This window comes from Enterobacter sp. SGAir0187, from assembly GCF_002952735.2.
GTDB lineage: Bacteria > Pseudomonadota > Gammaproteobacteria > Enterobacterales > Enterobacteriaceae > Enterobacter > Enterobacter quasiroggenkampii.
In genome coordinates this window covers 3,067,072-3,089,998 of sequence record NZ_CP025034.2, presented here as the reverse complement: position 1 = coordinate 3,089,998, position 22,927 = coordinate 3,067,072, and the positions used below count along the sequence as shown (strand labels likewise).

19 protein-coding genes are annotated in these 22,927 nt (G+C 53.3%); 8 read left to right on the top strand and 11 right to left on the bottom strand.

Features of this window, described 5'->3' with window-relative positions; genetic code table 11:
- Positions 1-199: 199 nt before the first annotated feature.
- The 4 genes from rpsI to zapE form a co-directional block, all read right to left on the bottom strand.
- Positions 200-592: a 30S ribosomal protein S9 gene (gene rpsI, locus CWR52_RS14855; RefSeq protein ID WP_003860436.1), complete on the bottom strand. Its 393-nt coding sequence runs from the start codon at positions 590-592 to the stop codon at positions 200-202.
- A gap of 15 nt (positions 593-607) precedes the next feature.
- Positions 608-1,036 (bottom strand): 50S ribosomal protein L13, encoded by a 429-nt coding sequence (rplM, locus tag CWR52_RS14850; protein WP_003860434.1) that lies wholly within the window; start codon positions 1,034-1,036, stop codon positions 608-610.
- 243 nt (positions 1,037-1,279) lie between these two features.
- Positions 1,280-6,751 (bottom strand): autotransporter domain-containing protein, encoded by a 5,472-nt coding sequence (locus tag CWR52_RS14840; protein ID WP_104950004.1) that lies wholly within the window; start codon positions 6,749-6,751, stop codon positions 1,280-1,282.
- A 358-nt stretch (positions 6,752-7,109) separates the two neighbouring features.
- Complete coding sequence (zapE, locus tag CWR52_RS14835) at positions 7,110-8,234, bottom strand: cell division protein ZapE (RefSeq protein WP_104950003.1); 1,125 nt, start codon at positions 8,232-8,234, stop codon at positions 7,110-7,112.
- Positions 8,235-8,423: 189 nt separating this feature from the next.
- On the opposite strand from zapE, the gene zapG reads away from it, so the two are divergent.
- The 3 genes from zapG (at position 8,424) to degS (ending at position 11,520) form a co-directional block, all read left to right on the top strand.
- Positions 8,424-8,822: a Z-ring associated protein ZapG gene (gene zapG, locus CWR52_RS14830; protein ID WP_008502832.1), complete on the top strand. Its 399-nt coding sequence runs from the start codon at positions 8,424-8,426 to the stop codon at positions 8,820-8,822.
- A gap of 171 nt (positions 8,823-8,993) precedes the next feature.
- Positions 8,994-10,361, top strand: coding sequence for a serine endoprotease DegQ (gene degQ, locus CWR52_RS14825; protein WP_104950002.1), 1,368 nt, complete (start codon positions 8,994-8,996; stop codon positions 10,359-10,361).
- A gap of 91 nt (positions 10,362-10,452) precedes the next feature.
- Entirely contained in the window at positions 10,453-11,520 is a 1,068-nt protein-coding gene (gene degS / locus CWR52_RS14820) for an outer membrane-stress sensor serine endopeptidase DegS (RefSeq protein WP_008502834.1), read from the top strand.
- A gap of 56 nt (positions 11,521-11,576) precedes the next feature.
- Here the strand turns inward: degS and mdh are convergent, their stop codons facing one another.
- Positions 11,577-12,515: a malate dehydrogenase gene (gene mdh / locus CWR52_RS14815; protein WP_045910129.1), complete on the bottom strand. Its 939-nt coding sequence runs from the start codon at positions 12,513-12,515 to the stop codon at positions 11,577-11,579.
- Positions 12,516-12,912: 397 nt separating this feature from the next.
- On the opposite strand from mdh, the gene argR reads away from it, so the two are divergent.
- The 3 genes from argR (at position 12,913) to yhcN (CWR52_RS14800) (ending at position 14,399) form a co-directional block, all read left to right on the top strand.
- Positions 12,913-13,383, top strand: coding sequence for a transcriptional regulator ArgR (gene argR / locus CWR52_RS14810; protein ID WP_008502836.1), 471 nt, complete (start codon positions 12,913-12,915; stop codon positions 13,381-13,383).
- 375 nt (positions 13,384-13,758) lie between these two features.
- On the top strand, positions 13,759-14,022 hold the full coding sequence (gene yhcN / locus CWR52_RS14805; RefSeq protein ID WP_045910130.1) for a peroxide/acid stress response protein YhcN: 264 nt from the start codon (positions 13,759-13,761) through the stop codon (positions 14,020-14,022).
- Positions 14,023-14,132: 110 nt separating this feature from the next.
- The gene (gene yhcN, locus CWR52_RS14800) at positions 14,133-14,399 is read left to right on the top strand and encodes a peroxide/acid stress response protein YhcN (RefSeq protein ID WP_008502838.1); all 267 of its coding nucleotides are present in this window, start codon (positions 14,133-14,135) and stop codon (positions 14,397-14,399) included.
- Positions 14,400-14,460: 61 nt separating this feature from the next.
- On the opposite strand, the gene CWR52_RS14795 is transcribed toward yhcN (CWR52_RS14800), so the two are convergent.
- The 5 genes from CWR52_RS14795 to aaeX form a co-directional block, all read right to left on the bottom strand.
- Positions 14,461-14,733 carry a barstar family protein gene (locus tag CWR52_RS14795; RefSeq protein WP_008502839.1) on the bottom strand — a complete coding sequence of 91 codons (273 nt, stop codon included), beginning with the start codon at positions 14,731-14,733 and terminating at the stop codon, positions 14,461-14,463.
- A gap of 45 nt (positions 14,734-14,778) precedes the next feature.
- Positions 14,779-16,233: an NAD-dependent succinate-semialdehyde dehydrogenase gene (locus CWR52_RS14790; protein ID WP_104950001.1), complete on the bottom strand. Its 1,455-nt coding sequence runs from the start codon at positions 16,231-16,233 to the stop codon at positions 14,779-14,781.
- 90 nt (positions 16,234-16,323) lie between these two features.
- Complete coding sequence (gene aaeB / locus CWR52_RS14785; protein ID WP_045910132.1) at positions 16,324-18,291, bottom strand: p-hydroxybenzoic acid efflux pump subunit AaeB; 1,968 nt, start codon at positions 18,289-18,291, stop codon at positions 16,324-16,326.
- 5 nt (positions 18,292-18,296) lie between these two features.
- Positions 18,297-19,229, bottom strand: a complete 933-nt coding sequence (gene aaeA / locus CWR52_RS14780; RefSeq protein ID WP_023309394.1) for a p-hydroxybenzoic acid efflux pump subunit AaeA — start codon at positions 19,227-19,229, stop codon at positions 18,297-18,299.
- A gap of 7 nt (positions 19,230-19,236) precedes the next feature.
- Positions 19,237-19,440: a p-hydroxybenzoic acid efflux pump operon protein AaeX gene (aaeX, locus tag CWR52_RS14775; protein ID WP_003860416.1), complete on the bottom strand. Its 204-nt coding sequence runs from the start codon at positions 19,438-19,440 to the stop codon at positions 19,237-19,239.
- Positions 19,441-19,619: 179 nt separating this feature from the next.
- Between aaeX and aaeR the strand changes: the two genes are divergently transcribed.
- Both aaeR and CWR52_RS14765 read left to right on the top strand, forming a co-directional pair.
- Positions 19,620-20,546, top strand: a complete 927-nt coding sequence (gene aaeR, locus CWR52_RS14770) for an HTH-type transcriptional activator AaeR (RefSeq protein ID WP_023309395.1) — start codon at positions 19,620-19,622, stop codon at positions 20,544-20,546.
- 219 nt (positions 20,547-20,765) lie between these two features.
- Positions 20,766-21,380, top strand: a complete 615-nt coding sequence (locus CWR52_RS14765) for a YagU family protein (protein WP_023331418.1) — start codon at positions 20,766-20,768, stop codon at positions 21,378-21,380.
- A 47-nt stretch (positions 21,381-21,427) separates the two neighbouring features.
- Here the strand turns inward: CWR52_RS14765 and tldD are convergent, their stop codons facing one another.
- On the bottom strand, positions 21,428-22,873 hold the full coding sequence (gene tldD / locus CWR52_RS14760; protein WP_045910133.1) for a metalloprotease TldD: 1,446 nt from the start codon (positions 22,871-22,873) through the stop codon (positions 21,428-21,430).
- Positions 22,874-22,927 lie beyond the last annotated feature (54 nt).

The following is a 22,927-nucleotide window of genomic DNA, read 5'->3' as shown; positions in this document are numbered from 1 at the left end:
AAATCGAGTATTCACCGATATTTGGGCAGAAAATTGGATGATAGTTTACCAGATTTTGATGGCTTTGTGGTGAGGGGATTCTGGAAATGTGGAAAAAGAGAAGATATATGCATGGATATTGTGGATAACCTGCGCATTATCCATAAAAAAACCCGCCGAAGCGGGTTTTTCGCCAATCGTTCTGCGTAAGCAGAATGGATTAACGTTTGGAGAACTGTGGACGACGACGTGCTTTACGCAGACCCACTTTCTTACGTTCAACCTGACGCGCGTCACGAGTAACGAAGCCAGCTTTACGCAGTTCAGAACGCAGGGATTCGTCGTACTCCATCAGAGCGCGGGTGATACCGTGACGGATCGCACCTGCCTGACCGGAGATACCACCACCTTTAACGGTGATGTACAGATCCAGTTTTTCTACCATATCAACCAGTTCCAGCGGCTGGCGAACTACCATGCGGGCAGTTTCGCGACCGAAGTACTGTTCCAGAGAACGCTGGTTGATTACGATTTTACCACTGCCCGGTTTGATGAAAACGCGAGCTGCGGAACTTTTGCGGCGACCAGTGCCGTAGTATTGATTTTCAGCCATTGCCTATAATCCCGATTAGATGTCAAGAACTTGCGGTTGCTGTGCCGCGTGGTTGTGCTCGTTGCCTGCGTAAACTTTCAGTTTACGGAACATAGCACGACCCAGCGGGCCTTTTGGCAGCATGCCTTTAACCGCGATTTCAATCACACGCTCAGGACGGCGAGCAATCATCTCTTCAAAGGTCGCTTCTTTGATACCACCGATGTGGCCGGTGTGGTGGTAGTACATTTTGTCAGTACGCTTGTTGCCGGTTACAGCAACTTTATCAGCGTTCAGAACGATGATGTAATCACCGGTATCAACATGCGGAGTGTATTCCGCTTTGTGCTTACCGCGCAGGCGACGAGCCAGTTCAGTAGCCAGACGGCCCAGAGTTTTACCGGTCGCGTCAACAACATACCAGTCGCGCTGTACGGTTTCTGGTTTAGCTGTAAAAGTTTTCATTAAAAGCTTACCCAAATAATAAGTTACACGTTGGTGAACACCCAAACGTTTAGTCAGTTGAGGTTCACACGACAAAGTCCGGCAAACCTACCCCTTCGAATAGCTCATGCCGACACATAGAAAGTTTCGGGAAAAAAACCTTCTCGTAACGTGGGGTCGCAAGATTATAGAGAAGTCAGGGTCAAAGATCGACCCCTTTTTCGAGGAGGTGAGGGGAAAGAGCATCCCCCCACCGAAAGGCGATTAGAATGTTTTCTTCACGCTGAACATAAACCCTTTGTCACTGATACCGTCTTCCTTCCACTGATAAGCATCCAGGTTCAGGCTGGTTTCATAGGCATTGTACTTCACGCCCACCGTCGCCATACCATTAACCCCGCCACCCTGCTGACCATCATCGACGTTGAACTGCTGCCCTGCGGCCCCCTGAAGCGTGGCGTAGCGCTGGTTCTTGCTGTAGCTCAGGTTTGGCCCGCCTTCCAGCGTTGCACTTGCGCCCCAACTGTTTTTCCCGGCGTAGTTCAGCGTCAACCCTGCGATGGCGTCCACCGCAGTTTCGCTCCCTGCGTTCATCGACAGGTTGAAATCTCCCGCACTACGCTCCTGATAACCATCCTCCAGCGTGTGGCGAACCTTCACCCCCGCATACGGCGTGATGTTCAGCGCATCGTCCAGCATGGTAAAGGTTTTCGCGCCTTCACTGCGGAATTCAAGATACTGCTGTCGCGCGTCAGAGTCAGCCACCTTGTTAACGTCGCCATAAGACACCAAACGGCTGCTGTCGAGGTTATGGACATCATAACGCAGGGCGTTATTCCAGCTTAAACCGTCGTCATTTAGCGCAAGCTTATGCTTCAGGCCGAAGAACTGGCTGTAACCGCCGGTAACGCCGTTGTCACCCGCCGTGTTCGCGCCGTTGCCGTCAATACGGGCGATACCGTACTCCAGCGTCAGGCTCTGGCGGTCTGTGAGATCGAGCTTTTGACGCAGCGCCAGCATGTCATACTGTGTGTCATTTCCCAGTTCCGCACGCGGATCGCCTTTCGCCACGACATTGAAGGCCAGCCCATCACCCACCTGCGGCGCGGCATCAGCCAGCATAGTAAAGCGATTGCTCATGACGCGCGCTTCACGGAATACCGTTGTCGCCTGGCTACCGCTGACCTGTTTCAGGGCACTGTTCAGTTCAGCAGAGGTACCAACGTTGAGGCTGGTGTACAGCTCGTTGTTGGTGTAGCCCGCATCCAGCGCCTGTGCCACGCTACCCACGCTGCTATCTGTGGCGACATCGGCGTAGGCGTTTTTGGTCATGGTGACGTCAACGTTGCCATTCGCATCATTGCTACCCTGCGCGTTCCATACCACGCTGGTGGAGGTGATGTTTTCCGCCCCCTGAATATTGCTGCCGGTAAACGCGTTGTCCACGACAACGGTCGTGTCTGCCGTACCGGCGGTAAAGCCGGTGCCCACCTTCACGTTATCGCCAATCACCAGATTATTGGCTTTCAGCGTGCCAGAACTGCCGTCAGCATTGGTACCGACAATATAATTGGAGAGCATCTGAGGCGCGTTTGGATCGGCAGGTGGCGTCGGAACGTTGCCCTGAGCAGGTGCGGTAGCCGCATCTGGAATGACGATATCCGCAGTGCCGTCGGCATTGTGCTGCGTGCCGGTGGTGCCCGGCGCATAGATATCGCAGCCGCTATCGCACAGCAGGTTGATCTCACCGTTGTTGATGATGGCTTTGGTTTGGCCGCCAAAGGCGTATGAATCATCCGCATAAACGTTGATCACGCCGTCAGCAGTATTGTTGATGGTGGTATCTTTGCCGTTGCCTTTGATGCCGATAAGCCCGGTACCGTTGGTACCGTCCGCTTTACCCTGCTCTGTACCGACGTTAATCGTACCGCTGTTGACCAGGTTAATTTCATAGCTGCTGGTGCCACCGCTGATGGCTACCGCATTGTCACCCTGGATGTTAATTGTACCTTCGTTACCGAAGTTATAACCGCGACCGAGGTTAATCAGCGGCGCATCAGGATTGATGCCGTTGATCACGCCGGTTTCGGTATTCCAGATCCATTTCGGGCTGTTGCTGCCGTTAGCGGTAGTAATTGCGCTGTAGCCGTTGGTGGCGGTAATGGTGCCGCTATTAACCTGCGTCAATGAGTCGTTAGCGCGCGTCATATTGATGATGGTGTTTTCGCCACCTTCCGTTGCGCTACCACTGTTACTGAGCGTCGCACCTTCCTGGTTATAGAAGTAGAAGCTGCCGGACGCTAGGGATTTACCGTCTTCCGCTACCGTCATATTACCGGTGTTGACGATCTCCTGCTGGTAGCTGGTTGCCGCAATGGAACCGGTAAAATCGCCATCGTTGAAGAAGGTCGTGTTGCCATTAAGGGTTAACAGATCGGTGGTGATACTGCCGCTATCGCGGTTATAGACATTCCCCCATGAAGAGAGCGTACTGGTCTCTAGGCCCCCCTGGTTTTCCAGACCGCCAGTGTTAACCAGAAGCTCGCCATTGACGGTGAGATGGGCATCAGCTTCGTTATACAGCCAGCCGTTAGCATCCACATCACCGTTAATCGTGGCAGTGCCGTAGTTGGCTAACGCTTCTGACGTGAAGAATCCGGTCGCAGAGGTTTTATCCAGACTTTCGCCGCTACCTGCCAGCGCTTGCAGCCACACCTGATCGGTTGGTGTCGACCCCATATGGGTATCGCTCTCGTCCATCGGGCTGCCGTTCAGGTTAATGGCCCCGTTGTTGATGATATAACCGGAGCCATCGGTGTAGAAAGCCTGACCGTAATCGGCATCAATATTGATGGTGCCCGTCGTGTCATTGATGACCACGCCGCCATAAAGCGCTGCCATGCCGACAAGCTGGTTTTCCTCGCCGGAAATACCCTCATCGGCAGTCAGATTAATTGTTCCCTGGTTAATCGCTGTACCGCCGGACATTGCGGTCATGCCATAACCGGCGTTGTTGACGGTAATTGTGCCGGTGTTGATGGCCGTGGCGTCTCCCGATCTGTATGTCATGTCTGTACCAGCCACCATCCCGGCGCTGGGCAGTTCAACGTGATTGGTATCCCAGAAGTATTCATCCGTAATATTTCCATCACTGTCGAGAGTACGGGCAAAACCATCAATGTAAATATCGCCCGCATTTTGCACAGTACCTATGGTAGCACCCATGCCATATACACCTGCGCCAGACATTGAAATACTGGCTCCGACGTCGTTAATAGCAGTTGCGTTATCATATGCCAGCATCCCATAAATAATATTCGTATATGGATCCATGGGATACATCGGGTCGCCCGTATGCTCCCCCAGATAGCTTGGCGTTGAACCCGTGGTTACAGCGATACTGCCGCCAGCGGCATTTTCCACCACTGACTCTTTACTGTCGCTGGCGGCCATAATGGCGCTGGTAGCATAGGTATTATCATTGGTTACTACTGTAATATCACCGCTGTTTTTACCCTGAGCACCATCAGTAGCGCGGATAAAAAACATCGTACCGCTGGCATCAATAATACCCTTGTTGTCAATTGATGACCCTGTACCACTGGCAAGTAATAGTGCGTTGCTGGTGTTGTCGAAATAACTATAAAGCGTATTGATATCAGCGGACATCACAGAATTTTCATCCAACACAAGAGAACCGCCGTTGGTCACTCTTGCCAGCGACACACTCCCACCTTCTATGTCAGTAGTCGTGATATTAGATTCCCCGCTCAACGTAACATCACTATTGCCACTGACATTAATGCCGATAACGCTGCTCATATAGCTATCCGGCGAAGCGGAATAATTGATATCAACGCCGCCGGTTATATTGACGATATTGCCATCGCCCTGAATATCGAAACCAGTTGTATTAAGCAATTGTCCGTCAATAGCGCTCAGATCCTCAATATTGATGCCAAGCGTACCGACAAGATCCAACTCATTATCGTCACCAATGATGCTGATACCTGTCAGGGTGTCACTGTATGCCATCAGACTGTCGGCGGCATAAGCACCATTAAGCGTGGCATTGCCGACAATATTGGTCGTGGTATGGTTCCCCGTAACTGAAATACCCGTCGCACCGCGATAGACACCACTATCGTCCTGTTCTGAATTGACATTGATATCCCCGCTCAGATTGACCAGCGAATTGTCGCCGCTGACCAATGTACCTGTACCATTGAGGCTAACATTGATATCGCCTTTGTTGTTGAAGCTGTTCTGTTTACCCGCAACCACAAAGCCGACGGAATTTTCATCGCGCACGACGGTGTGCCCATCGTTAGTAGACTTGTTGCCTTCGCCGTAGAGGATAATACCCAGCGCCCCATTGGTGATCAACAGGTCACCGTTTTGCGTCAGGTTGGCATCATTACCGTTGACGACGACGCCTGCGGAACCTGCGCCGTCTACGTTGATATCGCCGGTATTGATCAGGCGGGCATTGTCGCCATTGATATACTCACTTACGCCTCCATCAGAAACTGTCTGATTCCCTTCATTGATAACGATTGAGTTATCGCCGTCGAGAATCAAGGCGATCGAGCCGTTTCCGCTGACAGTAGAATCACCCTTGTTGTCAATAACGGTACCATCGCCAGTAATTTTACCTCCAGTGCCACCGTCAGTAATGGTCATATGACCATCGTTGCTGATGTGGGCGTTATCGCCTGTGATAATGGAACCGGTAGAGCCTTGACCACTTATATTGGAGGTACCGGTATTATCCACTGTGACTTTATCGCCATCGATAATCAGCGCTGTTCCGCCACCGGAAACGTTGATGCCACCAGAAATATGAGTGACCGAATCATCACCAGAAATCAGTGCGCCGGTGGCACCATCAACGGTAGATTGCCCCGAAATAGTGTTCACCGTATTATCACCACTGATCACCAGGCCCGTAGCGCCATTCGAAACAGTAGAATCCCCACTCAAGGTATTATGGGTTTTATCACCCGAGATAATTACACCAGTATTATTTTGCCCATTGACATCAAGCCCACGATCGGTGGTATGGGTTTCCCCCTCTCCGCTAAGTACCTGTGTGTTTTCATCCGCGAGAATCAAATAGCCTTTACTGTCATATTTCCAGTACAGACCATTTTGCGTGCCTTCAATAACGGCAGCCTGAGTTTTTGTTACATTCCAGTCAGCGACCAGTAGCGTTTGGCCATCCTGTGTGTTCAGTTGCCATTGATTATCCTGCCCAGTGTAGCTGAGCGTTGCCGGGCCGAGCTTTTCACCATTATCCAGTTTGATGTCATCAAAATGCAGCGTATCTGCACCTTTATCCAGCGTCACGCCGTTACTGAAAGACACGACGGAAGTGTCGTCAGGCGGTGTTGGTGTGATATCGCCACCATCATCCGGTGGTACAGGTGTGACATCGCCGCCATCATCCGGTGGCACAGAGGTATTCGAATCGTGATGAGAGTCGTCATCGTTGTAGACAATGGCCCCAACTGCGGCACCTACCGCAGCAACACCACCGGCCAGCCAACCCCATTCTTCGGAAGACTGCTGTCGACATTGTTCAGCGAGCTTGTTTTTTTCCTCCTGATTCAGGGAAGCATTATCAGAAGCTGTGCAATTTGTCTCTTCCGTTGTGTCGTCTATCGTTGTGGCGGCATAAACAGGAGATTGCAATGCAACAGCAATGCACGCGGCAAGTATCCTTTTCTTTTGCATAATGGCAGCTCTCGAATAGCAGAAAATAAATAAAAGGGTGACAACAGAGATGATGTGGATAATATCACGCCAGTCATGTATTATTTTCCGCACGAATTGTTCATTAGCTTGCCCGCCAAAAATAAAAACCCAGTCAGCACAAATAAAAAATCAATCAACAAACTGATTTAAAATGGGAAAAAACAACATTAAGAAAAACAACCGAATTCAAATTAAGATTAACTTAAAAATCAATTTAAAATATATAATATAAATCCAACTTTTATTTTCTAGCTATTCATTCAATGGGAAAATAAATAATCAACCCATTAAAAAAGCCGCAAAGTTTTTGCGGCTTTTTTTTACATTTTAATAACGCTTAAGGCATATGTTCACGACGGAGATACTCTTCACTTTGCATCTCCTGTAGACGTGACAGACAGCGCTGGAACTCAAACTTCAACCGCTCGCCCTGATAGATCTCATATAAAGGCACCGCTGCGCTAACAACCAGCTTGACGTGGCGTTCGTAAAATTCATCCACCAGCGCGATAAAACGGCGTGCTTCACTCTCCATCAGCGGCGTCATCACCGGCACATCCAGCAGCATCACCGTGTGGAACAGGCGTGAAAGGGCGATGTAATCATGCTGGCTGCGGGCATCCACACACAGTGTCACAAACGAGACCGCCAAAGTTTGATTCTCTACGCCCTGTGTTTGTAAGGGCCGGTGGTTAATCTCAAGCATTGGTGCGTTATCACGTTTTGCACCGGCCAGAGCCAACCACAGTTTATCCATCTGGCAGTGCGTTTCATCATTTAACGGTGAAAGCCACAAATGAGCCTGAGTCAGCGTACGCAGACGATAATCCACCCCTGCATCAACATTCATAATGTCGCAGTGCTGCTTGATAGCATCAATGGCTGGCAGAAAACGCGCCCGCTGCAAACCATTTCGGTAAAGCTCGTCAGGGGGAATGTTCGATGTGGCCACCAGCGTAATCCCACGCGCGAACAGCGCTTTCATCAGGCCACCCAGCAGCATGGCATCGGTGATATCGGAAACGAAAAACTCATCGAAACACAGCACATCCGTTTCGGCTTTGAATCGTTCGGCAACAATGTCCAGCGGATCGCTCTGCCCTTGTAGCGCCGTCAGCTCTTCATGAACACGCAGCATAAAACGGTGGAAGTGCAGGCGCTGTTTACGCGTTCCCGGCAGGCTTTGGTAGAACATATCCATCAGCCAGGTTTTACCGCGCCCAACGCCTCCCCACATATATAAGCCACGAACTGGTGCACTCACGTGCGGCTCTTTTTTTCCGAGCAACCGTCCAAATGCCGCTTTTAACCCACCGCTTTGCACTACGTCTGCGGGTTTTGCCGTGAGCTCCTGGTAAATCGTATCCAGTCGGTTTACCGCTTCACGCTGAACGTCATCCGGCTGATGCGAGCCCTCATTCAGGGCCTGTTGGTATCGCGATGAGGGGGAAAGGCTTTGCATGATATTGTTGTTATTCCTTCAGTTAATGCTCATCAGTGTGCATGACTGATGAAAAAAAGGCCGTTCTACACTACGCGATGATACGTCAGGATTCCACTTCTGCGGAAATAGCGGTTATAGTGGCATTATCAGGCACAGGCAGGAGCCGAGCCAACACCCTACGGAATCACAAGACAACGGGAGAAGTTCATGACCTGGGAATATGCGCTAATTGGTTTAGTCGTCGGCATCGTGATCGGTGCTGTGGCCATGCGTTTCGGTAATCGCAAATTGCGTCAGCAGCAGTCACTGCAGTACGAACTGGAAAAGAACAAAGCCGAGCTGGAAGAGTATCGTGAAGAGCTGGTCAGCCATTTTGCCCGTAGCGCCGAGCTGCTGGACAACATGGCGACCGACTATCGTCAGCTGTATCAGCATATGGCAAAAAGCTCCAGCAGCCTGCTGCCGGAAATGACGGCGGAAACCAACCCGTTCCGCAACCGTCTGGCAGACTCTGAGGCCGGTAACGATCAGGCGCCCGTTCAGATGCCTCGCGACTATTCAGACGGCGCGTCCGGCCTGCTGCGCGGCGGTGTAAAACGCGATTAATCGCACAACCTGAATTTATTTTACGGGCGCAGCGATTGCGCCCGTCCTTTCTTCATGACCCCAGCTATCATTTAGTTAAACACCTCATTGTTCAGCGGTTTAAAATTCAATAACATCAACGTGTTTTTGGGGCCGTTTTTCCTTTATTCCAGGTTACGAGAGTCAACATCGATGAAGAAAAAAAACCAGCTGTTGAGCGCTATCGCGTTAAGTGTCGGGTTATCTCTCTCGGCGTCCGTTCCTGTATTTGCCGCCATTCCCTCCCAGGTGCCTGGCCAGGCGGCCATTCCAAGCCTTGCACCCATGCTGGAAAAAGTGTTGCCTGCGGTCGTCAGCGTTCAGGTTGAAGGCACGGCGGTACAAAGCCAACGCGTCCCTGAAGAACTGAAGAAGTATTTTGGCGATGAGTCTCCCGACCAGCAGGCCCAACCTTTTGAAGGCCTGGGGTCTGGCGTCATTATCGATGCGGCAAAAGGCTATATTCTGACTAACAATCATGTCATCAGCCAGGCCGATAAAATCAGCGTCCAGCTAAACGATGGACGCGAATTTGATGCCAAACTGATTGGCGGCGATGACCAGAGCGACATCGCGCTGCTACAGGTGCAAAACCCGAGCAACCTGACCCAGATTGCCATCGCGGATTCCGACAAACTGCGCGTCGGCGACTTTGCCGTCGCCGTAGGCAACCCCTTTGGCTTAGGGCAAACCGCCACCTCCGGGATCGTCTCCGCGCTGGGACGCAGCGGCCTCAATCTGGAAGGGCTGGAAAACTTTATCCAGACCGATGCCTCAATCAACCGCGGGAACTCCGGCGGGGCATTGCTCAACCTTAACGGTGAGCTGATTGGGATCAACACGGCGATTCTGGCCCCGGGCGGCGGCAGCATTGGGATCGGTTTTGCGATTCCCAGCAATATGGCCAAAACGCTGGCACAGCAGCTCATACAGTTCGGTGAAATCAAACGCGGGCTGCTGGGTATTAAAGGTATGGAGATGAGCGCGGATATCGCAAAAGCGTTCAACATCAACGTACAGCGCGGGGCGTTTGTCAGTGAAGTGCTGCCTAACTCCGGCTCGGCAAAAGCAGGTATCAAATCGGGCGATGTGATCGTCAGCCTCAACGACAAGCCGCTGAGCAGCTTTGCCGAGCTGCGCTCGCGGATAGCCACCACCGAACCCGGCGCCAAAGTGAAGCTGGGTCTGATCCGTGACGGTAAACCGCTGAACGTTGAAGTGACGCTGGATAAGAGCACCTCCTCCTCTGCCAGTGCGGAGCTGATCGCCCCGGCGCTGCAGGGTGCAACGCTGAGCGATGGACAGCTGAAGGACGGTACGAAAGGCATTCGCATCGACACCGTAGAAAAGAGCAGCCCTGCCGCTCAGGCCGGGTTGCATCAGGAAGATATGATCATTGGCGTAAACCGCAATCGCGTGCAGTCCATTGCCGAACTGCGCAAGGTGCTGGAGAGTAAACCGGCGGTTATTGCCCTGCAGGTCATGCGCGGCAATGAGTCCATCTATATACTGTTGCGCTAAGCATTTGCGACCCGGACATCACCGCTGCGTGTGATGTCCGGATAACTCATGTTATGCTGCAAATCGTTCCTTTTTTAACGACACGCGCATCATGCTTTTAAAGCTCTTACGTTCTATTGTCATCGGTTTGATTGTCGCTGGCCTGCTGCTGCTGGCGCTGCCGTCTTTACGTCAGTTCAATAAACTGTCGGCTCCCCAGTTCGATAGCACGGATGAAACACCGGCCACCTATAACCAGGCCGTCCGCCGAGCCGCACCTGCCGTGGTTAACGTCTATAACCGTGGCCTGAATACTTCAGCCCACAACCAGCTGGAGATCCGCACCCTCGGCTCCGGCGTGATCATGGACGAGCGCGGCTACATTATTACCAACAAGCACGTGATAAACGATGCCGACCAGATCATCGTCGCCCTGCAGGATGGCCGCGTGTTTGAGGCATTACTCGTTGGTTCTGACAGCCTGACCGACCTCGCCGTCCTGAAGATTAACGCCACGGGCGGTTTGCCGGTCATCCCGATCAACCGTAAACGTACCCCGCATATAGGCGACGTCGTCCTGGCGATTGGTAACCCTTACAACCTGGGCCAGACCATCACTCAGGGGATCATCAGCGCGACCGGCCGTATTGGTCTGAACCCCTCCGGGCGGCAGAACTTCCTGCAAACCGATGCCTCCATCAACCACGGTAACTCCGGCGGTGCGCTGGTCAACTCGCTGGGCGAACTGATGGGCATCAACACCCTGTCGTTCGATAAGAGTAACGACGGTGAGACGCCGGAAGGGATCGGCTTTGCCATTCCGTTCCAGCTGGCGACCAAAATTATGGATAAGCTGATCCGCGACGGACGCGTGATCCGCGGCTATATCGGTATCGGTGGCCGCGAAATTGCGCCGATGCATACCCAGGGTGGCGGTATCGATCAGATCCAGGGCATCGTGGTGAACGAGGTGGCGCCAGGCGGTCCGGCGGCCAACGCGGGGATTCAGGTCAATGACGTCATTGTGTCGGTCAACGGCACGCCAGCGGTTTCTGCGCTGGAGACGATGGACCAGGTGGCAGAAATTCGCCCGGGCTCTATCATCCCAGTTGAAGTCATGCGCAACGATAAGAAACTGACGCTGCAAGTCACCATTCAGGAATACCCGGCAACGAACTGACAGGCATAAAAAAACGGAGCGATAAGCTCCGTTTTTTTGCCGGGAGACGGTTCGTATTACTTGTTAACGAACTCTTCACCCAGGGTGATATCTTTCTTCAGCGTATCCAGCATGCCTTCCATCGCGTGTTGTTCAAACGCGCTCAGCTTGCCAATGGATTTACGCTCTTCGATACCATTTTTACCCAGCAGCAGCGGCTGAGAGAAGAAGCGAGCGTGTTCGCCATCGCCTTCAACGTAAGCGCATTCAACAACGCCTTTCTCGCCCTGCAGCGCGCGAACCAGTGACAGACCGAAACGTGCAGCCGCCTGGCCCATAGACAAGGTTGCAGAACCGCCACCCGCCTTCGCTTCCACCACTTCGGTGCCCGCGTTCTGGATGCGTTTGGTCAGGTCAGCCACTTCCTGCTCGGTGAAGCTTACGCCTGGGATCTGCGACAGCAGAGGCAGGATGGTGACGCCAGAGTGACCGCCGATGACCGGCACTTCCACTTCTGTTGGCTGTTTGCCCTTCAGCTCAGCAACGAAGGTGTTGGAGCGGATGATATCCAGCGTGGTTACGCCGAACAGTTTGTTTTTGTCGTAAACGCCCGCTTTCTTCAGCACTTCTGCTGCGATAGCAACGGTGGTGTTCACCGGGTTAGTGATGATACCGATGCACGCTTTCGGGCAGATTTCGGCAATCTGCTGCACCAGGTTTTTCACGATGCCCGCGTTGACGTTGAACAGGTCTGAACGATCCATGCCTGGCTTACGCGCCACGCCTGCAGAAATCAGCACCACGTCGGCACCCTGCAGTGCAGGACGCGCATCTTCACCGGAGAAGCCTTTGATTTTTACAGCAGTTGGGATGTGGCTCAGGTCAACCGCCACACCTGGGGTTACTGGAGCAATATCGTACAGGGAGAGTTCTGAGCCTGAAGGCAGTTGGGTTTTCAGTAGTAGGGCAAGCGCCTGGCCGATACCACCAGCAGCGCCGAGGACTGCGACTTTCATCCTAAACTCCTTATTATGGTTAACTTAAGTATCTGTAAATCCGTTGCGGCGACCATAATTCAGCAAGTAAATAATTACAATTTTCGTAGCTAAAGAATTTGAGGTCACGCGACTTTATCTCTCTTCAGAAGGCTATCTGACGACAGACGGCGACGAATTAAGAGGTGGTTACAATACACCCTGCCCCGCCACCAAAACAACATCATTTTGATAACATTTAATTTACTTTTAAGCTTATTTGCGCGGCGTGACCCAGGCATGTTTTCTGATAACGAAATCTGATAAAATCACTCCCTTTCATAACATTATTTCAGCCTGGCGCTGAGTAGATAATTTGCATAAAAATTCATCCACATGCATAATAATGTTGTTTCTATCGTCATATTCCGGGTGACTTATGCGAAGCTCGTCTAAGCAAGAAGAATTAGTCAAGGCGTTTAAAGCGCTACTTAAAGAAGAGAAATTCAGTTCTCAGGGAGAAATTGTTCAGGCGCTGCAGGAACAAGGCTTCGATAACATCAATCAGTCGAAAGTCTCCCGCATGTTAACGAAATTTGGCGCGGTGCGTACCCGTAACGCCAAGATGGAGATGGTCTATTGCCTGCCGGCTGAACTTGGCGTGCCGACCACCTCCAGCCCGCTGAAGAATCTGGTTCTGGATATCGACTACAACGATGCCGTTGTGGTGATCCACACAAGCCCTGGAGCCGCACAGCTGATTGCCCGCATGCTGGACTCGTTGGGTAAAACAGAAGGCATCCTCGGGACTATCGCCGGCGATGACACCATCTTTACCACGCCGGCTAGCGGTTTCTCCGTTAAAGATCTCCACGAAGCGATTCTGGTTCTGTTCGAACAGGAACTCTAATCCCCTTTCCCCGCAGCGCCGCTGCGGGGATCGTTCTGCCCCCACGCCGTTTCCCCCTCTTTTCCACTGCCCCTGACTTTGACAAATAGTGCTTTTTACCGCCCATTAACATTCATCTGGTGAATGCTAAATCAAAAAATCGCACAAAAAATCAAAAGCTGATATCCATATGATTTTATTAGATATAACCAACACAAATGCGCGAAAAACACCCACTATTATGCAATTTGGTTATAAAAAACAGAGTGGTTAACACGTAATAACAACAGAAACCATTAGTCTGGTATTAATTTTTACCGTTATTAGTGTATACTTGATTTTGTGATGAGGGTCACGAAACAAGACCCCACTAAAAAATTCGACGAGGTAAAAATCATGAAAATCAAATCAACTGTAGCGGCGCTGAGCGTCCTGTCTGTCCTGTCATTCGGTGCTTTCGCGGCTGACGCTATCAATGCTGATCAGGCGCAATCACGCGAGACCATCGGTACGGTTTCTGTCGGCGCGGTCGGCACATCGCCAATGGACATGCGTGAGATGCTGAACAAAAAAGCGGAAGAAAAGGGTGCGTCATCCTACCGCATCATCGAAGCGCGTTCTGGTGCTCACTGGCACGCCACCGCTGAGCTGTACAAATAAGTTTGAGCAATAACTGAAAACGTAAATCTCCACTCAACGGCACCAGGCATAAAAATAGCGGTTCAACCCTTCTCGCCGTTGAGCAAAAACCCTATTCAGGAGTAAAGACTATGAAAACCAAATTGATCATCGCAACCCTCGGTCTGGCATCTGTTCTCTCTTTCGGCGCAAGCGCAGCCGTACAGCAGGTGAATGCCGACCAGGCACAAAATCTGCAGCCTATGGGCAGCATCTCCGTGACGTCTGTTACCGGCTCTCCGATGGATATTCGTCACGAACTGGCTGCCAAAGCTGAAAAAGCAGGTGCCAGCAGCTATCGCGTCACCGAACTGAATCAGGGTGACCACTGGCATGCAACTGCAGAACTGTATAAATAAACCCTCGTCGTATCTCATCATACGACTTGCCCCTGGCCTCATGGTCAGGGGCTTTTTTCATTCAGTGACGCGCGTTAAAACGCAGCTGCCCTTCCAGCTCTTCTTCCGCTTCATCGAACAGTAATATCAGTGCGCCAAAGCGTCTGCGCAGCTTATCGGGCAAATGGATGAACTCAATTTCCAGCGGTAGCGGCAGCAGACTCCCGGTCACCACGTCCCACAGCGTATCCAGATTCGTCACGCTTTCCCGTTCAAGATCAAACACCCGGATAAATTCGCGGTAGAAGTCTTCCTGACTGTCGATCTCGTCAAAATCAAACGTATAGGTTTTCATTGCCAGCCACCCAGTCCAGGCGAGCGGCAGATGCCGCCCAGTCTATTATAATCCCCCGATGTGAAGGGTTTTCACTTCCAGGTACTCTTCCAGGCCCAGCACGGAACCCTCACGACCCAGGCCTGACTCTTTTACGCCGCCAAAGGGCCCCAGCTCCGTGGAGACGGCACACTCGTTAATGCCGATCATCCCACTCTCGATGGCCTGGGAAACGCGGAAAACACGTGAGAGATTCTGGGTATAGAAGTAAGCCGCCAGCCCATAGGGCGTGTTGTTGGCGCGCTGGATAACTTCATCTTCCGAGGTGAAACGGAAACATGCCGCAACCGGGCCAAACGTCTCTTCTTCTGCCAGCTTCATGCCTTCATGGCAGTCGCCAAGCACGGTTGGCATCCAGAAGTTCCCGCCAAGCGGATGGGGCTTACCCCCTGCCAGTACGGTTGCCCCCCGTGAAACGGCATCATCGACATGCTCACGCACTTTGTCGACCGCAGCAGATTCAATCAGCGGCCCGACAACAACGCCCTCGTCAAGGCCATTCCCCACCTTGAGCGCCTTCACGGCATCGGCCAGTTTATTCACAAACTTGTCGTAGACGGTTTCCTGAATATAAAAACGGTTTACGCTGACGCAGACCTGCCCGGCATTGCGGAACTTGTTGGCAATCGCCCCCTTCACCGCCGCGTCGATGTCTGCATCCTCAAAAACGATATACGGGGCATTTCCCCCCAACTCCATCGAGACTTTTTTCATGGTTTCGGCAGCATTACGCACCAGCGTTTTGCCGACGGAGGTCGAGCCGGTAAAGGAGATTTTACGCACGTCGCGGCTTGCCATGATCGCATCGCTGATTTCATGCGTATTCCCGGCCACGGCATTGAGCACGCCGTCGGGCACGCCAGCCTGTTTTGCCAGGGTAAGCAGCGCAAAAGCACTGAGCGGCGTGTTATTGGCCGGTTTGATCACACCGGTACACCCTGCAGCCAGCGCCGGGCCTAACTTGCGGGTGAGCATGGCCATCGGGAAGTTCCACGGCGTTATCGCCGCGACCACGCCAACGGGTTCACGGGTCGCCAGAATGCGCGAGCCGGGTTTGATCGGCGGAATAATTTCACCGTTCGCGCGCTTGGCCTCTTCGGCAAACCACTGGATAAAGCTGGCAGCGTACTCCACCTCGCCTTCGGCCTCTTTCAGCGGCTTACCCTGCTCGGTGGTCATTAACTGCCCGAGCCAGCTTTTATTCTCAATGATCAGTTCGTACCAGCGATAAAGAATCGCCGAGCGCTCTTTTGCGGTTTTGGCACGCCAGGCCGGAAAGGCTTTGGTGGCCGCTGCGATAGCGTCTTCGGTTTGTGCTTTACCCGCTTTGGCGACTTTCGCGATGACTTCCCCGGTTGCGGGGTTAAGCACATCGAAGGTCGTGTCCAGCGTTTTCCAGATTCCGTTGACCAGATAACCGGTCTGAAAAAGGATGTGATCCTGAAGCGCCTGGGTCGTCATGTGTCCTCCCTTCCTGAAATGTAAGAACGTGCTGGAATAAGTATAGCCACAAAAAAACCGACGCTTTTGGCGTCGGTTTTTTTACTTCGGTCAGCTATCCGTGAGGGCATTCTGGTAGCGATGCAGCATAAACACCAGCCGTCCTACCGGCTCGGTCACCTGTGGCGGCGCTTCCCAGGTTTTAAGCTTCTCCTGGTAGATATCCAGCTCTTCAAGCAGTTGCGTAAAGTAGCGACGTCGTTTGTCATCACTGCTGGCGGAAAGCACGTGGTCAGCGGTACGACGCAGCTGGCGGTGCCAGGCAGACAGATCGTCGTTGATCGGCACCGGTGCGTTACGCAGACGCTGGTGTGCAATGATCATGGTCAGCGCCAGCCGGAACTTGCCGATATCGCCCGGGAACTTGTTCAGCAGTAAAAACAGCTGCTGGTAGAGCGCGGGCAGATGGTTCTCTTTACGGCGCGCGGTGTTGGTTGTCATCGACGACACGGCGGCCGACACAAACTGGTTCAACAGCACGCGGCCCGTTCTTGCCTGCGAATTATCGCGGACCAGCAGAATCACCATCATTGCCAGGAAACAGCCCACCAGCTGACCTAACGCGCTGTCGAGGAACTGGCTGAAATGGAAGGTCATCGGGTTATCGAGCACGATGATGTTAATCGTACTCGCCAGCGCCCCCAGCGATCCCAGACGTCGCTTTTGCACTTCAATGCCGATAAAGAACGCCATTACCGCCAGGCTAATACAGAGCAGCAGCATGCTCTGCTGCGTCGACGGGATGATGACCAGAAAGTAGAGCGCGCCTATCGGCAGGGCGGCGATGGTGCCGTAAAGGAAATCGATGGCGACCATACGCGGATTAGGCAGACGCATCGCCAGCGCGGTCACGACGGCAATCATCACCATCGCGCCGCTGCCGGACGTCCAGCCTGTCCACAGCCAGAACAGCGTGCCGAGCATACAGGCAAGCGTCGTACGCCAGAAGTTAACCATCGCGTGATGGCGCTCGGCGGATTCCGCCTTGATCACCACTTCGCCCTGCAACACCTCTTCTTCCGCCGCGCTGATTTTGGTATTCCCGATCACGCCGCGTTTCAGCAGCAGGTAGCGCGTCGCGGCGCCGACCCAGGTGTAGATGGTTACCGGCGTGTCGCGCTCCCCTGTCCAGGCGATAACCCTGCGCATACGCTTCAGCTGCTTGTGCACGTCCTGCACCGTTTCCACCGGCTCGGCGAACAGTTCGCGGAAGGTATCGGTGACCGCTTCCGGCCGGGTGTTCTGAATCAGATAGGTTTCACATGCCTGGGTAATCAGCGTTAACGAGACCGTATTAAGGGCTTTCAGACGACGGTTAGCGCGGGCCCAGCGTGACGACTCCATATTAAGATTGCTGCGCATCCCCTCCAGCGCCTGCGTGCGGCGAACCAGCCCGCTCCAGGCTTTATCCACCTCTTCGCTGTCGCCGTGCTTGATGCAGAGCTGCATCAGCTGGTACTGAGCGACAATCAGCGCGTCAAGCTCACGGTCGACTTCCTGCTTGATGGAGCGCGGGGAGAACAGCAGGTCCGCGACAATCGCACTCACGATACCAATGACAATTTCGCTGCATCGCTCCACCGCAAACTGCGGAGCCAGCAGCGGCTCGGACTGGATGGTGATGATAATAATCAGCGCGGTATAGCCCGCCAGCCCCCAGGCGTAGGAGTTCTCCACTTTCACCAGAGACGAGATCCAGGTGCAAAAGCCCGCCCAGATACAGCACACCATCAGCATCAGCAGCGGCGTGCGGATCATCAGAATAATAATGGTGAGCGCCGCAAAACAGCCGATAAACGTCCCGATGATACGCAACATTCCGCGATAGCGGATCGCGCCTGAATAGGGTTCCCCACCCGCAGCAAAGGCCGGGCCCGCCGCGACAATCGCAGCCGTCAGCACTGCCCAGCGAGGGGTTTCAAGCTGGAAGTGAAAGCCAACAAACAGCGCCAGCACAATGGCACACGCCAGCTTCACGGCGAAGCGAATGTGCTGGCTGGCGATGGAAAAGATGCCCATAGCGATTAACCAAACTCGCGCAGACGGTGGGCGATTTTACGGAAGAACGAGTCCTGGCTGGCATCCCGATCTTTTTCACCGGTAATCACCACTGTCGCCGTGGTACCCGCAGGCCACAGGTTGCCCTGCTGTTCGTCCAGATGGATACGGACCGGCACGCGCTGGGCCAGACGCACCCACTCGAGATTGGAATCCACCGTTGCCATCCCTTTTGCATCGTTCGAACTGCTGGAGTTGGTCACCCCTGCGGCGACGCTGTCGACGGTACCTTTAAACACGCGGTTGCTGCCCAGCGGCGTGATTTCTGCCCGGTAGCCCGGACGTACGCCTTCCAGCTTGGTCTCTTCCATATAGGCGAGTACGTAGAAGGAGTTCTGTTTCACCAGCGCCACGGCGGTTGAGCCACGGGTAATAAACTCCCCGGCATAGACGTTAAGGTTGGTCACCCAGCCATCAGACGGCGCGCGGATCACGGTACGCTCCAGATCGAGCTTCGCCAGATCGCGCGTTGCTTGTGCTTTCGCCAGCTGGTGCAGCACGGTTTGCAGCACGTTGTTGGACTGGTCAATCTCTTCACGGGACATTGCCTGAACACCAAGCTGGTTACGACGGCCAGCTTCGCGGCGTTTCTCCGCAGCCAGCGCCTGGTAATAGGCCACGTCCGCTTCCGCCTCTTCCAGTGCTTTCTGGTAACGAGGCTGGTCGATGGTGAACAGAACCTGATCTTTTTTCACCAGTTGGTTATCGTGAACGTTGACCGCCGTGATAAGACCGGCCACGTCAGGGGCGATCGCCACCACATCGGCGCTGAAGCGTGCATCACGCGTCCACGGTGATTCGGTGTAATAGACCCAGGCGCGGAAAATAGCGATGAAGGCGAGGATAACCAGCGCCATGGTGATGGCAGTGCGGGAGATTTTTCTTGTTAGCGTTTTCACATCAACCTCAGACAAACATGCGCGATATCAGGTAGAACAGGCAGCAATACAGCGCGGTATTGAACAATGCAGGGTGCCAGACGAAATCGTAGATCCCGGTAGGGACCAGCACCTTGCGCACCAGCCAGAAGATCGCCAGTGATAAAAGAAGCTCGAAAAATATCGGTGGGAAGGACAAACCGAACACCACGATAACGGGAAACAGACTCATGTTGACCTTGATTAGAGAGAGTGCAGGCTTCAGAATTTTTGAGCGCACGCCATCGCAGGAGAGCAAGAAACGCCGGGCGAGAATGGCGCAGCCGTTATGTAATAAATAATATATTAACGTAACTGTTATGCTGTTATCTATAATATGTGATCTAAATCACTTTTAAGCCAGAGTGAACAATGGAACGTTTAAAACGCATGTCAGTCTTCGCCAAAGTGGTTGAACTGGGCTCCTTTACCGCCGCGGCACGCCAGCTTCAGATGAGCGTCTCATCCATCAGCCAGACGGTGTCTAAACTGGAAGATGAGCTTCAGGTCAAGCTGCTCAACCGCAGTACCCGCAGCATTGGGCTGACGGAAGCGGGCAAAATTTACTATCAGGGCTGTCGCCGTATGCTGCTGGAAGTGCAGGATGTTCACGAACAGCTCTACGCCTTCAACAACACCCCCATCGGCACGCTGCGCATCGGGTGTTCTTCAACTATGGCACAAAATGTTCTCGCTGCCATGACGGCGGATATGCTGAAAGAGTATCCCGGGCTTACCGTTAATCTGGTGACGGGTATCCCTGCGCCGGATCTGATTGCCGACGGTCTGGACGTGGTGATCCGGGTCGGTGCGCTGCAGGATTCCAGCCTGTTTTCGCGTCGACTGGGCAGCATGCCGATGGTCGTCTGCGCTTCGAAGAGCTATCTGGCCCAGTACGGTGTGCCGGAGAAACCCGCCGACCTCACCAACCACTCGTGGCTGGAGTACAGCGTGCGGCCCGACAATGAATTTGAGCTGATTGCCCCGGAGGGGATCTCCACCCGACTGCTGCCGGAGGGTCGGTTTGTCACCAACGATCCGATGACCATTTCGCGCTGGCTGGTGGCCGGAGCCGGGATCGCCTACGTGCCGCTGATGTGGGTGATCAACGAGATCAACAGTGGCGTGCTGGAGATCCTCTTCCCGCGCTACCAGTCCGATCCGCGTCCGGTGTACGCCCTGTATACCGAAAAAGACAAGCTTCCGCTGAAAGTCCAGGTGTGTATCAACTATCTGACCGAGTATTTTGTGGACGTGGCGGAGCTGTTTCAGGGGATGCGGGGAAGAAGGAAGGAATAATCGATTTATCCCTGAAAGTATATGAGCGATGAATATTTCCGGGATAAAACCCCTCTGCATTCTGGAATATTCCTTCGCCACTATCAGGAATAGCTAATTGACACTACCACCGCCCGCCCTTTACTTTATAAACAGTCTGCTGTTCAGACTGTTATTAATTTGTTGCTGATATGAATAATAAAATGTATTCCGCAGGATGACGTTAAACAAGGAAAAGAAATGAATCTATTTGAACAAACACCGCCTTCACGCAGGCGCTATGGACTCGCCGCGTTCATCGGTTTAATTGCAGGGATTGTCTCCGCGTTTGTCAAATGGGGAGCCGAAGTACCGCTTCCGCCACGCAGCCCCTCCGACTTATTCACTGGCGCATGTGGACCAGAGCAATTAATAAGAGCCGCAAGCCAGATTGACTGTTCCCGCAATTTTTTAAACCCTCCCTATGTATTTTTACGCGACTGGCTGGGCGTTGTTGACCCTAACGCAGCAGTTTATACATTTGCCGGACATATATTTAACTGGGTCGGCGTGACGCATATTATTTTCTCAATCGTCTTCGCTGTTGGCTATTGTGTCGTGGCTGAAGTCTTCCCGAAAATTAAACTCTGGCAGGGTTTGCTGGCGGGTGCGTTAGCTCAGCTCTTTGTGCATATGATCTCCTTCCCGCTGATGGGGCTGACGCCACCGCTCTTTGAGCTGCCGTGGTATGAACACGTTTCAGAGATCGTAGGCCATCTGGTCTGGTTCTGGTCGATCGAAATTATTCGTCGTGACTTGCGTAACCGCATCACTCACGAGCCGGATCCGGAGATACCGCTGGGTAACTTACGTTAAAAAAAAGGCGCTACATCAGTAGCGCCATTTTTTTATGCCGATTCAGGTCAGGCTGTACCACCTACCGTCAGGTTGTCCACTTTCAGCGTTGGCTGGCCCACGCCCACCGGCAGGCTCTGGCCCTCTTTACCGCAGACGCCCACGCCGTTATCCAGTTTCAGATCGTTACCGACCATGGAGATCTGCTGCATGGCTTCTATACCGGAGCCAATCAGCGTCGCACCTTTCACCGCTTTGGTCACTTTGCCCTTCTCAATCAGGTACGCTTCTGAGGTAGAGAAGACAAACTTACCGGAGGTGATATCCACCTGCCCGCCGCCAAAGTTTGGCGCAAAGATACCGTAATCAACGGATTCGATAATCTCCTGCGGCGTGGATTTGCCCGGCAGCATATACGTGTTTGTCATGCGCGGCATCGGCAGGTGCGCGTAAGATTCGCGACGTCCGTTGCCCGTCGGCGCGACGCCCATCAGGCGCGCGTTGAGTTTGTCCTGCATGTAGCCTTTCAACACGCCGTTTTCAATCAGCACATTGTACTGACCTGGCGTACCTTCATCGTCGATAGCCACCGAGCCACGACGGTCAAGCATGGTGCCGTCATCCACCACGGTGCACAGCTCAGAGGAGACGAGTTGCCCGATCTGACCGCTGAACACGGACGTCCCGCGACGGTTAAAATCCCCTTCCAGACCGTGGCCCACCGCCTCGTGTAATAGCACGCCAGGCCAGCCGGCACCCAGCACAACCGGGAATGACCCCGCCGGTGCCGCGACGGCATTCAGATTCACCAGCGCCATACGCACGGCTTCTTTTGCCCACGCGTCAGCGCGCGCTTCACCGTCAACGTCGCCCAGGAACCAGTCATAGCCAAAACGACCGCCGCCGCCGCTTGAGCCGCGCTCGCGTTTGCCGTCCTCATCGACCTGCACGCTGATGGAGAGGCGCACCAGCGGACGGACATCAGCCGCCAGGGTACCGTCGGTTGCCGCCACCAGAATCAGTTCATACACACCGCTCAGGCTGGCAGAAACTTCCTGCACGCGTTTATCCGCCGCGCGGGCGACTTTGTCCACGCGACGCAGGATATCCAGCTTCTCTTCACGGCTCATGCTCTGCAGCGGATCGATGCTGGTATAGAGCGCAGAGTGCTGCACTTCTCCCAGCGTTTTCACACGCCCATCGCCGGTATCACGCACAATGGTGCGCGCCGCCTGCGCGCTCTGCTCAAGTGCGGCGAGGCTAATCTGATCCGCATAGGCAAAACCGGTTTTCTCGCCGCTGACGGCGCGGACGCCGACGCCCTGGTCAATGTTGTAAGAGCCATCTTTGATGATGCTGTCTTCTAAAACCCAGGATTCGTGATAGCTCGACTGGAAATAAAGGTCGCCGTAGTCGAGACGGCGTTCGGTCAGTTGACCAAGAATGGAGAACAGGTCCTGATGGCTCAGGCCGTTCGCTGCGAGCAAATGTTCACTTACCAGGTTCAGACTCATCGTATTGCTACTCGTTCGTTGCCGCCCGTGGCGGTATAAAGATCGTATTTATTG